The 12,612-nt window shown below is 65.6% G+C and carries 14 protein-coding genes; 6 read left to right on the top strand and 8 right to left on the bottom strand.

The features are described 5' to 3' along the window. Positions 1–71 precede the first annotated feature (71 nt). Genes KQ910_RS23800 through KQ910_RS23780 form a run of 5 tightly spaced genes read left to right on the top strand, consistent with a single transcriptional unit; the run spans position 72 to position 4,719 of the window. Positions 72–839 (top strand): ABC transporter permease, encoded by a 768-nt coding sequence (locus KQ910_RS23800; RefSeq protein ID WP_216966011.1) that lies wholly within the window; start codon positions 72–74, stop codon positions 837–839. A 28-nt stretch (positions 840–867) separates the two neighbouring features. Beyond that, positions 868–1,854 (top strand): ABC transporter substrate-binding protein, encoded by a 987-nt coding sequence (locus tag KQ910_RS23795; RefSeq protein ID WP_216966008.1) that lies wholly within the window; start codon positions 868–870, stop codon positions 1,852–1,854. An 18-nt stretch (positions 1,855–1,872) separates the two neighbouring features. Further along, a complete protein-coding gene (locus KQ910_RS23790; RefSeq protein ID WP_369408437.1) occupies positions 1,873–2,673 on the top strand; it encodes an ABC transporter ATP-binding protein in 801 nt (266 codons plus the stop codon). A gap of 58 nt (positions 2,674–2,731) precedes the next feature. Further along, positions 2,732–3,967, top strand: coding sequence for an acyl-CoA dehydrogenase (locus KQ910_RS23785; RefSeq protein ID WP_216966006.1), 1,236 nt, complete (start codon positions 2,732–2,734; stop codon positions 3,965–3,967). Positions 3,968–3,972: 5 nt separating this feature from the next. Continuing rightward, a complete protein-coding gene (locus KQ910_RS23780) occupies positions 3,973–4,719 on the top strand; it encodes a sulfite exporter TauE/SafE family protein (RefSeq protein WP_216966004.1) in 747 nt (248 codons plus the stop codon). Here KQ910_RS23780 and KQ910_RS23775 read toward each other — a convergent pair. The 8 genes from KQ910_RS23775 to KQ910_RS23740 form a co-directional block, all read right to left on the bottom strand. Beyond that, positions 4,716–5,708 (bottom strand): glutathione S-transferase family protein, encoded by a 993-nt coding sequence (locus tag KQ910_RS23775; protein WP_216966002.1) that lies wholly within the window; start codon positions 5,706–5,708, stop codon positions 4,716–4,718. The genes KQ910_RS23780 and KQ910_RS23775 overlap by 4 nt on opposite strands. A 7-nt stretch (positions 5,709–5,715) precedes the next feature. Continuing rightward, positions 5,716–6,783 carry a magnesium/cobalt transporter CorA gene (corA, locus tag KQ910_RS23770; protein WP_216965999.1) on the bottom strand — a complete coding sequence of 356 codons (1,068 nt, stop codon included), beginning with the start codon at positions 6,781–6,783 and terminating at the stop codon, positions 5,716–5,718. Positions 6,784–6,808: 25 nt separating this feature from the next. Then, positions 6,809–7,093 (bottom strand): putative quinol monooxygenase, encoded by a 285-nt coding sequence (locus tag KQ910_RS23765; protein WP_068190006.1) that lies wholly within the window; start codon positions 7,091–7,093, stop codon positions 6,809–6,811. A gap of 19 nt (positions 7,094–7,112) precedes the next feature. Next, positions 7,113–7,604 (bottom strand): MaoC family dehydratase, encoded by a 492-nt coding sequence (locus KQ910_RS23760; RefSeq protein WP_216965997.1) that lies wholly within the window; start codon positions 7,602–7,604, stop codon positions 7,113–7,115. Beyond that, entirely contained in the window at positions 7,604–8,290 is a 687-nt protein-coding gene (locus KQ910_RS23755; protein WP_216965995.1) for a glutathione S-transferase N-terminal domain-containing protein, read from the bottom strand. The genes KQ910_RS23760 and KQ910_RS23755 overlap by 1 nt, the downstream gene beginning before the upstream one ends. Positions 8,291–8,297: 7 nt before the next feature. After that, a complete protein-coding gene (gene mmsB / locus KQ910_RS23750) occupies positions 8,298–9,179 on the bottom strand; it encodes a 3-hydroxyisobutyrate dehydrogenase (protein ID WP_216965993.1) in 882 nt (293 codons plus the stop codon). A 28-nt stretch (positions 9,180–9,207) separates the two neighbouring features. Next, a complete protein-coding gene (locus tag KQ910_RS23745; protein ID WP_216965991.1) occupies positions 9,208–10,275 on the bottom strand; it encodes an enoyl-CoA hydratase/isomerase family protein in 1,068 nt (355 codons plus the stop codon). Between the two features lie 96 nt (positions 10,276–10,371). Beyond that, complete coding sequence (locus KQ910_RS23740; protein ID WP_216966730.1) at positions 10,372–11,511, bottom strand: isobutyryl-CoA dehydrogenase; 1,140 nt, start codon at positions 11,509–11,511, stop codon at positions 10,372–10,374. Positions 11,512–11,600: 89 nt separating this feature from the next. On the opposite strand from KQ910_RS23740, the gene hemB reads away from it, so the two are divergent. Continuing rightward, positions 11,601–12,611, top strand: a complete 1,011-nt coding sequence (gene hemB / locus KQ910_RS23735) for a porphobilinogen synthase (protein WP_216965989.1) — start codon at positions 11,601–11,603, stop codon at positions 12,609–12,611. The last annotated feature ends 1 nt before the right edge of the window (position 12,612 follow it).

The raw sequence follows: 12,612 nt of genomic DNA, 5'->3' as shown, positions 1-12,612 counted from the left end.
CAGTCTCATCGCATGGGGCTGCATGATATCAGCGGGACGAAAGCGGTGAACAGGTTCATCGCATCGTGCGCATGACGAAACTGGGTGCGCTCAGTCGGCAATACTGGCCGACCCTCGCTCTGTTCGCTTTCCTGCTCGCGAGTTGGCAGGCCGCCGTCACCTTCGGCAACATCCGCGAGTATCTCCTGCCCGCGCCGCTCTCGGTCTGGAATGCACTCTGGCACGGCGACACCGCCTGGTGGCCACATCTCTGGACCACGACATTCGAGATCATCGGCGCCTTCCTGATGGCCGCCGTGGTCGGCGTCGCCCTGGGTGTCGCCATAGCCTGGTCGCCCATCCTCGCCAACGCCCTCGTGCCGTTCCTCGTATTCGTGAACACGCTGCCCAAAGTGGCGATCGCGCCGCTGTTCCTGATCTGGATGGGCTACGGCATCTTCCCCAACATGCTGATGGGGGCGCTCATCGGCTTCTTCCCGGTGGTCATCAACACCGCCGTCGGCCTGTCCCAGGTCGAGCCCGACATGCTCGACCTCGGCCGCGTCTTCAACGCGCCGAAATGGAAGATCTTCGTCAAGATCCGCATTCCGAACGCGCTCCCCTACATCCTGAGCGCGCTGAAGATCACGGCGACCGCCGCCGTAGTGGGCGCGATCGTCGGCGAGTTCGTCGCCTCCCAGCGCGGCCTGGGCTACGTCATCGTCACCACGCAGAGCAGCATGAACACCTCCGTGGCGTTCGCGGCCCTGGTCTGGATTTCCGTCGTGGGCCTCGTGCTCTACGGCGCCGTCGTATTGCTGGCGCATCTCTGGGCCCCGTGGGCCGAGGGCGTCGACTGAGTTCGGGGATGGGAAAAGGGAGACCGTTATGACTCGCACACTATCGCTCGCATTGGCCGCGCTTCTGGCCACCTCCGGCGCCGCCTCGGCGCAGGAGAAGTTCACCTTCGCACTCAACTGGTTCGCGGTCGGCGATCATGCCGCCTACTGGGTCGCGCTCGACAAGGGCTACTACAAGGCCAAGGGCCTCGACGTGACGCTGGAGAACTCCAAGGGCTCGGGCGATTCGATCGCCAAGGTCGACACCGGCCGCGCCGATGCCGGCCTCGCCGACGCCGCCGTCGTCATCGCCTCGGTCGGCCGCGGCACGACCGTGAAGACGGTCGGCATGGTGTTCGACAAGACACCGCTCAACATCTTCAGCCTGAAGGAGAAGCCCCTCTCCAAGCCCAAGGACCTGGAAGGCAAGACGCTCGCGGCGCCTCCGGGCGATTCGCAGCGCCAGATGTTCCCGGCCTTCGCCAAGTTGAACGGCATCGATCCGTCCAAGGTCGCGTGGGTGAACATCGAGCCCGCCGCCAAGATCGCCGCCGTCGCCGAGAAGCGCGTCGACGGCGTCGGTGACTACAGCACCGGCCTGCCGCTCTACGAGAAGGCCGCCGGCAAGGGCAACGTGGTGATGATGCCGTGGGCGGATTTCGGCTTCGACATGTATTCCATGTCGATCATCGCCAGCGCCAAGACGATGAAGGACAAGCCGAAGGCCCTGAAGGACTTCCTCGAGGCCTCCTACATGGGCTGGCGGGACGTCATGGCCGACCCGAAGGCCGCGATGGAGATCCTGAAGAAGCGCGTGCCCGAGGTGGACGTCGAGGTGATGACGCCGAACATGCTGATCGGCCTCGGCCTGATGAAGACCGATCGCTACGCCAAGAACGGCATCGGCTGGATCGACGAGAAGAAGATGTGCGACTCGGTCGACCTGGTGAACGCCTACATGGGCCTGCCGAAGAAGGTCGAGTGCAAGGACGTCTACTCGACCGAGTTCTTCACCAAGGTCGCGATGCCGAACTGATCCAGCCAGTCGCGTCGCGTGAACAAGGGACTGATCGACCTCCACGAGGTCGGCATGACGTATCAGGCGGCGAGCGGCCCGGTAGAGGCCCTCGCCGGTATTTCCGCGTCCATTGGCGCCGGCGAGTTCGTCTCGCTGGTCGGCCCGAGTGGCTGCGGAAAGTCGACCCTGCTGCGGATCGTGGCCGGGCTGCGGCCGGCCACGCGCGGCACGATCACGGTGGCGGGCCGGACGGTGACCCAGCCGATCCCCGATATCGGCATGGTCTTCCAGGCCCCGATTCTGCTGAAATGGCGCTCCATCCTGGAGAACGTGCTGCTGCCGGCCGAACTCGCCGGCAAGGATCCGGCGAAGTTTCGTTCCCGCGCCGAGCAACTCCTGGAGATGGCCGGCCTCGCCGGCTTCGGACCCAAGTTGCCGCGCGAACTGTCGGGCGGCATGCAGCAACGCGCCGCCCTTTGCCGCGCCCTGCTCCTCGACCCGCCGCTCCTGCTGATGGACGAGCCGTTCGGCGCCCTGGACGCCATGACGCGGGACGACATGGCCCTGGAGCTGCTGCGCATCTGGGGCGAGAAGGACCTCGCCCGGGAGGCCCGCAAGACCGTGCTCTTCGTCACCCATTCCATTCCAGAGGCGGTCTTCCTGTCCGATCGCGTGATCGTCATGTCGGCCCGTCCGGGCCGCATGGCGGCAGACCTCCGCATCGACCTGCCGCGCCCGCGCACCGTGGAACTGCGGGCCACCGAGGCCTTCGGCAAGCTCAACCTCGAGCTTTTCCGGGCACTGACAGGCAAAACCGGCGCCGGTACGACTCTTTAGCCCGTTGGCGCGGCACGCCCTGCCTGATAAGACGCGGGCGAAATAGCCAGGAGCAGACATGGCCAACGCCGCCACCCCGATCAAGAGCGCCGCCAAGGGCATCACCGCCGATGCCAAGCCCTTCGACTGGGAGGACCCGTTCTTCCTCGACGACCAGCTCACCGAGGATGAGATCGCGATCCGCGACGTGGCGCGCGACTATTGCCAGGACAAGCTGATGCCGCGCGTCCTGCTGGCAAACCGCAACGAGAGGTTCGATCGCGAGATCATGAATGAGTTCGGCGCGCTCGGCCTGCTGGGCTCGACCCTGCCGGAGAAGTACGGCTGCGCCGGCGCCAACTACACGACCTACGGGCTGGTCGCCCGCGAAGTCGAGCGCGTCGATTCGGGCTACCGCTCGGCGATGAGCGTGCAGTCCTCGCTGGTCATGCATCCGATCTATGCCTATGGCAGCGAAGAGCAGCGCATGAAGTACCTGCCCAAGCTCGCCACCGGCGAATGGGTCGGCTGCTTCGGCCTCACCGAGCCCGACCACGGCTCCGATCCCGGCGGCATGAAGACCCGCGCCGTGACGGTGCCCGGCGGCTTCAAGCTCTCCGGCTCCAAGATGTGGATCACCAACTCGCCGATCGCCGATGTGCTGGTCATCTGGGCCAAGCTCGACGGCGGGGCGATCCGTGGCTTCATCCTCGAACGCGCCTGGAAGGGCATCGAGACGCCGAAGATCGAGGGCAAGTTCAGCCTGCGCGCCTCGGTGACCGGCGCCATCATGCTCGAAGACGTCTTCGTGCCGGTCGAGAATATGATGCCCAATGTTGCCGGTCTCGGCGGGCCGTTCGGCTGCCTCAACAACGCCCGCTACGGCATCGCCTGGGGCGCCATGGGTGCCGCCGAATTCTGCTGGAAGCAGGCGCGCAACTACACGATGGAGCGCAAGCAGTTCGGCCGGCCGCTGGCCGCGACGCAGCTCATCCAGAAGAAGCTCGCCGACATGCAGACGGAGATCGCGCTCGGCCTCCAGGCCTGCGTGCGGGTCGGCCGACTGAAGGACAAGGGCCACGCCCAGCCGGAGATGATCTCGCTGATCAAGCGCAACAATTGCGGCAAGGCGCTCGACATCGCCCGCGTTGCCCGCGACATGCATGGCGGCAACGGCGTTTCGGACGAGTATCACGTGATCCGTCACGCCATGAACCTCGAGGCGGTGAACACCTACGAGGGCACGCATGACGTCCATGCGCTGATCCTCGGCCGCGCCATCACCGGCATGCAGGCGTTCAGCACCGGAGCCTGAGCGGCGTGCCCCTGCCTCCCCCCGGCGACATCGCGATCGTCGTCGCCGGGGCGCTGGCCGCGGGCTTCGTCAACGGATTGAGCGGCACCGGCTACGCGCTGGTGGCGCTGGGCTTCTGGCTGCAGGCCATGTCGCCCATCACGGCCGCCCCCCTCACCGCCCTCTGCGGCGTCGCCGGCCACATCCAGTCCTTGCCCCGCATCTGGAGCGGCGTGCGCTGGTCGCGTCTCTGGCCAATGCTGGCGGCCGGAATCGTCGGCGTGCCGATGGGTACACTCCTTCTCCATCATTTGAAGCCGGAGCCGCTCAAGGTCGGCGTCGGCATCCTCCTGATTGTCTACAGCGCCTGGATGGCCATCGTGCGACGCCCGCCCGTCATCACGGGCGGCGGTCGAGCGGCCGACGCGGCCGTGGGCCTGGTCGGCGGCGTGCTGGGCGGCATGGCGAGCCTCAGCGGCCCGGCCCCCGCGATCTGGGCGCAGCTGCGCGGCTTCGGCAAGGACGAGCAGCGCGGCGTCAACCAGCCCTTCAACATGAGCGTGTTGTTCCTGGCCCTCGTCTCGGCCGTGATCGCAGGCTTTCTCGACCGGACGTTCCTTATCTGGGCCGCCATCACCGTGCCGACGACGCTGATCGGGGCGCGCATCGGCCTGGCGCTCTACGGCCGCATCAACGATGCGCAGTTCCGCCGCATCCTGCTCGCCCTGCTCTGCCTGTCCGGCCTGACGCTGATCCTGACGTCTCTGCGTTAGCCGGCGAGGCCCACCAGGCAACCCGTCGCTGCCAGCAGCGGCTCAAGACCCATTGCTGCCTTCGCGGCCGCAAACTTGCGGCGAATCTCGGCCAGCGAACGCGCATGGTATTTCTGCGGCTCCTGCGTCCACTCCGCTCCGCCGAGACTGATCGTGAAGCTCTTGTGGCCATGCCCGATGGCGGCCGCGTTGGCTGCCGACCAGGGCAGGAAAAGCGCCCCGACTTCCTGAGCGAGAAGCGGCGTCAGCGTTGGCGCGAGCGCCGCCAGCGGCTCGAACCCGCCTTCGGCCCGAGGTGCGACCATGCGCTGGATCCAGCCCATCACGTTGGGGGCGGAAGCACGCATGATCGCCCCGGGCGTCGGGTCGGTGGCCGCTTCATAGAGCTGCGCCCACAGGCCAAAGTCAGCCATCGCCGGCCGGCCGCCTAATAGATAAGGGCGCGACGCCAGATGCGCCTCGATCAGACCCAGCGCCTTCGCGAAGGAGGCCTCGATGACCGGCTCCGTCTGCTGGTTCGATCCGACGAAGCCCAGCCGGCCAGTCATGCGATCGGCGACGGCCGCACGCGCCTGCGCCACGGCAAGAGTGCCCTGCGCGCCCATCATCTGCAGGGCGATCCGTTCCGCCGTCGACCAGACGTCCGGCTGGTAGCGCCAGCGATAGTGGAACATCCACTTGTTGCCCCACTCGTCGCCATACTCTTCGAGGAGCGCCGAGACGAAGGCGAGCGCCGGATCGTCGGGGATTACGGACGGCTCGGGATGCGAGGCCTCGAAGCGTTCGAGGATGGGCGTGGAATCCTGGATGCCCTCGCCTTCCGGCGTCACGACCAGCGGGACGAGAGGCAGCTTGGCATACTTCTGGAACTCCGCCTGCACCGCGGGCGAGCGCGGGATCCAGTCGTGGTCGATGTTCTTGTAGCGGAAGAAGGACCGGACTTTCACCGAGTAGGGCGACAGTTCCGAGCCGTATATTCGACAGGTCATGGCGCCCTCAGATCCAGCGCTTGCGTTTCAGCCACAGGAAGATCGAGCTGACGATGACGACGACCGCCACCCAGAAGAACGTGTAGCCGTATTTCCATCCCAGCTCGGGCATGTTGCCGGTGTCACGGTCGAAGTTCATGCCGTAGATGCCGGCGAGGAAGCCCAGCGGCATGAAGAACACGGTGATGATCGCCATGGTCTTCATCACCTCGGACATCCGGTTCGACGAGTCCATGAGATAGACTTCCATCAGGCCGTTCGCCATTTCGCGGTAGCTCTCGACCAATTCGAGAACCGCCACGGCGTGATCGAAGCAGTCGCGCAGGTACGTGCGCGTTTCCGGCATGATGAACGGAACGTCGGGCCGCATCACCGCCAGAACCGTCTCGCGCTCGGCCCACTGGATGCGATGAAACGACACCAGCGCGCGCCGCGCCTGGTGGATATGGGCCAGCGTGTCCTTCGTCGGATGGCCGAGCGCCTCCTCCTCCAGCTCCTCGAGGTGGGTCGACACGGCCTCGATCAGCGGGAACTTGCGGTCGACCACGAGATCGATCAGCGCATAGACCAGATAGTCGATGCCGAAGGTGCGCAACCGGGAGCCCGCCGTCTGGATGCGGTCGCGCACCGGCTTGAAGATGTCGGCCTTCAGGTCATGGAAGGAAATGACGTAGTTGTCGCCGAAGAAGATGCTGACCTGCCGGCCCTTCAGCGTGCAGTCCTCATAGACCGGGTCGTTGAGGACGATGAAGCCCTGCCCCTCGTAGAGGTCGAGCTTGCTGCGCTGGTTGGCGTGGAACACGTCCTCCAGCGCCAGCGGATGGAGGTTGAAGGCCATGCCGAGGCTGCGCAGCATTTCCGAACTCGGCCGTCCACCCACGTCGATCCACGTATGACCGGGTGTGCCGAGGTGGAAGCGGCACTGGTCCACCTCCACCCCGTGCAGAATCTCGATCTCGTCCGGCGTATATTCGACCAGGGTGAAGTCGAGCGCTTCATCGGGCACCGGTGCACGCCCGGCCAGCGTGCCAGGCGCGGTGCCGGGTTTTGTGTGGCGACGGGTAAAACCCTCCATGCGCTGACCTCGACCCGCTCGTCGTTCAGACTTCTTCCATCACCTGGACATCGGGGCGGCCGGCGAGATAGTCGCCGAGCTTGCGGCCGAGTTCCTTGAAGTGCGGCGCGGCCCGGTGGGCTTCGAGCGCCGCCTGGTCCTGGTAGCGCTCCAGCATGACATAGACGTTAACGTCGCCCGTCTTGTGCAGTGCGTAGAGCTTGTTACCCGGCTCGTCGGCATGGACCTTGGCCTGAAGGGCCTTCATGGTCGCCTCGAAGTCGGCATTGGTGCCGGGCTTGATGGTGAGTTTCGCGATAACGCCGATCATAACTCTCTCCTCCTGCCGTCTATTGCGGCCGCTTCTTCACAAGATACTTGTGCTCGCCATCGCACACCAGTTCGCCCTTCTGGTTGTGAATGGTGAGCTTCAGGACGGCGACGCCCGTGGTACGTCCCGGCTTGAGGTCGGTCACTTCCAGCATCGGATAGAGCGTGTCGCCGACATAGACAGGCTTCAGGAATCGCGAGGACTGCTCCAGGAAGCCGACCAGCGATTCGCCCACGAAATGCGGGAAGATGCCGCCACCGGCCGCACCCTGGATCGCGACCTGCAGCCCGTGGGCCAGCATGTCCCGATGGCCCAGCGCCTTGCAGTATTCCCGGTCGTAGTGGATCGGATGGTTGTCGCCGCTCGCGAGTTGGAAGGCCGAGAACAGCGCCTCGGTCTGCGTCCGCGAGTTGATGTAGAACTTCTGCCCGACCGAAAGGTCCTCGAACCAGTGCGCCGGCCCGAAGCGATGCTGTGCCGGATCGAACGGCGTGTCCAACGTGCCTGGCATCACGCCGTCTTCGCCTTGCGGGCCATGCCGTCGAACAGGTCGAGCATGCGCTCGCGCCAAGCATGGACCGGATCGTCGGCATCAAGCAACTCGAGCGGGCTGATCGTGCGTGGCCACATGAAGCTGCCGGCGAGAATGTAATCCGGATAGGCCGCTTCGGCGCCCGACAGGAACTTCTGCTCGCGCAAGGCCCGGCGCGCCGGTTCGAGGGCTGTGCGGAGCGTCGCGAGCCCCTTCTCTCTGGCCCGTTCCTGGAAAGCGGTGAAGTCCTTCGTGCCCAGCCGCGCGCCCCGGGACTCCGCGAAGTAGGGTTTGTCCTCGGGCCTGACCCGATCGTAGAGATCGCCCACGATCAGCGGGAAGAGCGCTGCATTGATGACGGTGTCCGCCCAGCCGTTGATGAAGCGTGCGTAGGATCGCCCCATCTCGCTCTTGAGCAGCAGCTTCTCCGGGTACATGTCGTCTAGGTAGACGGCGATGGCCCAGCTGTCCTTGACCGGCTTCTCGCCATCCTTGATCACCGGCACGGTCCTGGAATCGGCGAAGGCGATCTTCTCCTTCTCCGTGAATCCCATCGGCACGTCGGTGTAGTCGAGGCCCTTGTGGGCGAGAGAGAACTTGGCGCGCCAGCAGAACGGGCTGGGGCGGCGGTCCTCCTCGAAGGCGAGATCGTAGAGCGTGATCATGCGCCCCTCACTTGCCGTCCAGCATCTTGACGATGCCGGAGAAGTCCTTGCCGCCGTTGCCCGAGTTGACGAACAGGCTGAAGAGTTGCGCGGCTTCCGCGCCGAGCGGCGTGCTGGCGCCGGCTGCATTGGCTGCCTGCTGCGCCAGCATCAGGTCCTTCAGCATCATCGCCGCCGTAAAGCCCGGCTGGTAGTCGCGGTTGGCGGGCGAAGCCGGCACGGGACCCGGCACCGGGCAGTAGTTGGTGAGCGACCAGCACTGCCCCGACGCGGTCGAGGCCACGTCGAACAGCTTCTGCGCGTCCAGCCCGAGCCGCTTGGCCAGCATGAAGGCCTCGCTGACGGCGATCATCGAGATGCCCAGGATCATGTTGTTGCAGATCTTGGCCGCCTGGCCGCCGCCGCTGGTGCCGGCGAGAACGATGTTCTTGCCCATCTTTTCCAGGATGGGCCTGGCCTTGGCGAACGACGCCTCGCTGCCGCCCACCATGAAGGTGAGCGTGCCCGCGGTGGCGCCGCCGACGCCGCCCGAGACCGGCGCATCGACCATGTCCATGCCGGCCTTCTCGGCCAGCGCGGCCACATGGCGCGCGCTTTCCACGTCGATGGTCGAGCAGTCGATCAGCAGCGTGCCCTTTCCGACGTTCGGCAGCACGTCCTTCTCGTAGACCTCGCGGACATGCTTGCCGGCCGGAAGCATGGTGACGACGATCTCCGCGCCCTTCACGGCCTCGGCCGCGGAGGACGCCTTGTGCGCCCCCTTCTCCACAGCCGCGCTTACCGCGGCGTCCGACAGGTCGAACGCCACGACGTGATGCTGCGCCTTTGCCAGGTTGGCGGCCATCGGGCCGCCCATATTGCCGAGACCGATGAAGGCGATCTTCGCCATGGTTTCCTCCGTTTGGTTTGCTGCCGCTTCAGTCGAAGAACAGATCGTTCACAACAGGCCTGAAATGCTCCTCGACCATCGCCGCGGTCACGCCGTCGATCGTCGGCGGGTTCCATTGCGGCTTCTGGTCCTTGTCGATCAGCAGCGCGCGCACGCCTTCGAAGAAATCGTGGCCCTTCTGCATGCAGCGCTGCGACATGCGGTACTCGATCGTCATCGTGTCCTCGAACGACTTGTTGGCGCAGGCCTTGAGCTGCGCCAGCGTGATCGCCATCGACAGCGGCGAGAGCTTCATGAGCGCGGCGAGCTGCTTCTGGGCGAACTCGCTGTTCGAATTCTTCAACTCCGCCACGATCTCCTGCAGCGTCTCGGCCGAGAAGCAGCGATCGATCTCCGGCATCAGCGCCGGCAGCGTCTGGTCGCCGGCATCCGCCTGGAACCTGGCGATCACGGCATCGACCTTCTCGTTGGCGCGCGGGCCGGAGAGATCGGCCGCGCCGAGAGCCGCCTGCAGCTCGTCGATCTTGGCGCTCGGCACGAAGGCATTCGCGATACCCGCCCACACCGCGTCCGCCGCCTTGAGGCGATAGCTGGTGAGCGCCAGGAAGGTGCCGAGCGCACCCGGAAGGCGCGTCAGGAAGTAGCCGCCGCCGACATCGGGAAAGAGACCGATGGTCGTTTCCGGCATGGCGAAGAGATATTTCTCGGTCACCACCGAATGGGAGCCGTGCGCCGAGAGGCCGACGCCACCGCCCATGTTGATGCCGTCGATCAGCGAGATCCACGGCTTGGCGTAGCGGTAGATGCGGCGGTTGACGATGTACTCGTCGCGGAAGAAATCGCGCCGCAGCGTACCCGCGGGATTGTCGCGCATCTCGCGATAAAGTCCCGCCACGTCACCACCAGCGGAGAAAGCCCGGTCGCCCGCGCCGCGCAGCACCACCGCCTTGATGGAAGGATCCTTCTCCCACTCAGGCATCACGCGCTCCATCTCGAGGATGATGCCGTGCGACAGCGAATTGAGGACCTTGGGCCGGTTGAGCGTCATGACGCCCAGCCCATCCTTCACATCGAACAGAATTTCAGCTTCGGACAATTCAAACTCCAAATTCGGTGCCATCCCGAGCGTAGTGAGGGATCCTTAAACTGCCGCGAAGGATCCCTCGCTACGCTCGGGATGACACGGGCTGCGTCAGCTCATCAAGAGCCTTCGCGAAATGATCACGCGCATGATCTCGTTGGTGCCTTCGAGGATCTGGTGCACGCGCAGGTCGCGGAGATAGCGCTCCAGCGGGAAATCCTTCAAGTAGCCGTATCCGCCATGCAATTGCAGCGCCTCGTTGACCACCCGGAAGCCGGCGTCGGTCGCGAAGCGCTTGCCCATGGCGGCGGCCTGCGTCGCCTCGGGCGACTTGGCGTCCAGCAACGACGCCGCACGCCAGATCAGGAGTCGCGCGGCATCGAGCTCGGTCGCCATGTCGGCGAGCTTGAACTGAGTCGCCTGGAAGTCGGCCAGCGGCTTGCCGAACTGCTTGCGCTCCACGACATAGCGCGACGCCGTCTCCAGGCAGGCACGCGCGCCGCCCAGCGAGCAGGCGCCGATATTGATGCGCCCTCCGTCGAGACCCATCATCGCGATCTTGAAGCCGTGCCCCTCGGGGCCGAGCCGGTTGGCGACCGGCACCTTGCAGTTCTCGAAGATCACCGAGGCTGTCGGCTGGCTGTTCCAGCCGAGCTTGTTCTCCTGCTTGCCGAACGACAGGCCGGGCGTCCCCGCCTCGACCACCAGGGTCGAGACGCCGCTGGCTCCCGCTCCTCCGGTGCGCAGCATCACGACATAGATGTCGCTCCGGCCGCCGCCCGAGATGAAGGCCTTGCTGCCGTTCAGCACGTAATGGTCGCCCTGCAGTTCGGCGCGCGTCGACAGCGCCGCCGCATCCGAGCCTGCGCCCGGCTCGGTAAGGCAATAGCTCGCGAAATGCTCCATGGAGCAGAGCCTGGGCAGGAACCGCCGGCGCTGATCCTCGTCGCCGAAAGCGTCGATCATCCAGGCGGCCATGTTGTGGATCGAGATGTAGGCCGCCGTGCTGGGACACGCCGCCGACAGCTCTTCCATGATCAGAGCCGCATCGAACCGGCTGAGGCCGCTGCCGCCGACGTCGTCGCGCACGTAGATGCCGCCGAAGCCGAGTGCCGCCGCTTCGCGCAGCACCTCCTCCGGAAAGATTTTCTCGGCGTCCCAGCGCGCGGCCTGCGGCAGCATGCGATCTGTCGCGAACTGCCGGGCCGTGTCCCGGAATGCCTGCTGGTCCTCTGAAAGCGTAAAATCCATCGGGCAGACCGTATCAAGTCTGGTGGCGGCTTTCCGCAGGAAAAGGAGCCGCATTGCGGCCCTCCACGGTTCGCGCCATAAGGCGGTTCATGTCCGCCCGTTTCACGACCCTCGGCCGCTATCCCACGACCCGCCTGCGCCGCAACCGCGGCGAGGAATGGTCCCGCCGCCTCGTCGCCGAGCACAGGCTCTCCGTCGACGACCTGATCTGGCCGGTCTTCGTCCAGGAAGGCACCAACGCCCGCACCCCAGTCGCCTCCATGCCGGGCGTCGACCGCCTCTCGATCGACCTCTTTGCAGAGGCTGCGAAGGAGGCCCGCGATCTCGGCATTCCCGCCATCGCGATCTTCCCCGAGACCGATCCCAAGGCCAAGACGCCCGACGCACGCGAGGCCTACAATCCGGGCAATCTCGTCTGCCGTGCCATCACCGCCGCGAAGAAGGCCGTCCCGGACATCGGCATTGTCTGCGACGTGGCGCTCGACCCGTTCAACAGCGACGGCCACGATGGCATCGTGCGCGACGGCCGCATCCTGAACGACGAATCGGTAGAGGCGCTGGTCAAACAGGCGATCGTCCAGACCGAGGCCGGGGCCGACATCCAGGCGCCGTCGGACATGATGGACGGCCGCATCGGCGCCATCCGCGCCGCGCTGGACGCCAAGGGATTCCAGCACGAGCAGATCATGTCGTACGCCGCCAAGTACGCCTCGGCTTTCTACAACCCGTTCCGCGACGCCATCGGCAGCTCGGGCGCGCTGAAGGGCGACAAGAAGACCTACCAGATGGACTACGCCAATTCCGACGAGGCGCTACGCGAAGTGGGCTTCGACATCGAGGAAGGCGCCGATATGGTCATGGTGAAGCCCGGCCTGCCCTATCTCGACATCGTGCGTCGCGTGAAGGACACGTTCGGCGTGCCGACCTACGCCTACCAGGTGAGCGGCGAGTACGCGATGCTGAAGGGCGCGGCCGATCGCGGCTGGCTCGACTGGAACAAAGTGCTGATCGAGACGCTGACCGGCTTCAAGCGCGCGGGCTGCGACGGCATCCTGACCTACGGCGCGATCGACGCCGCGCGACTGCTCAAGTCCAGATGAT

Origin of the sequence: Reyranella humidisoli, from assembly GCF_019039055.1 — a bacterium.
Taxonomy (GTDB): domain Bacteria; phylum Pseudomonadota; class Alphaproteobacteria; order Reyranellales; family Reyranellaceae; genus Reyranella; species Reyranella humidisoli.
The sequence above is the reverse complement of the archived record's forward strand: the minus strand, read 5'-3'. Positions and strand labels throughout refer to the sequence as shown.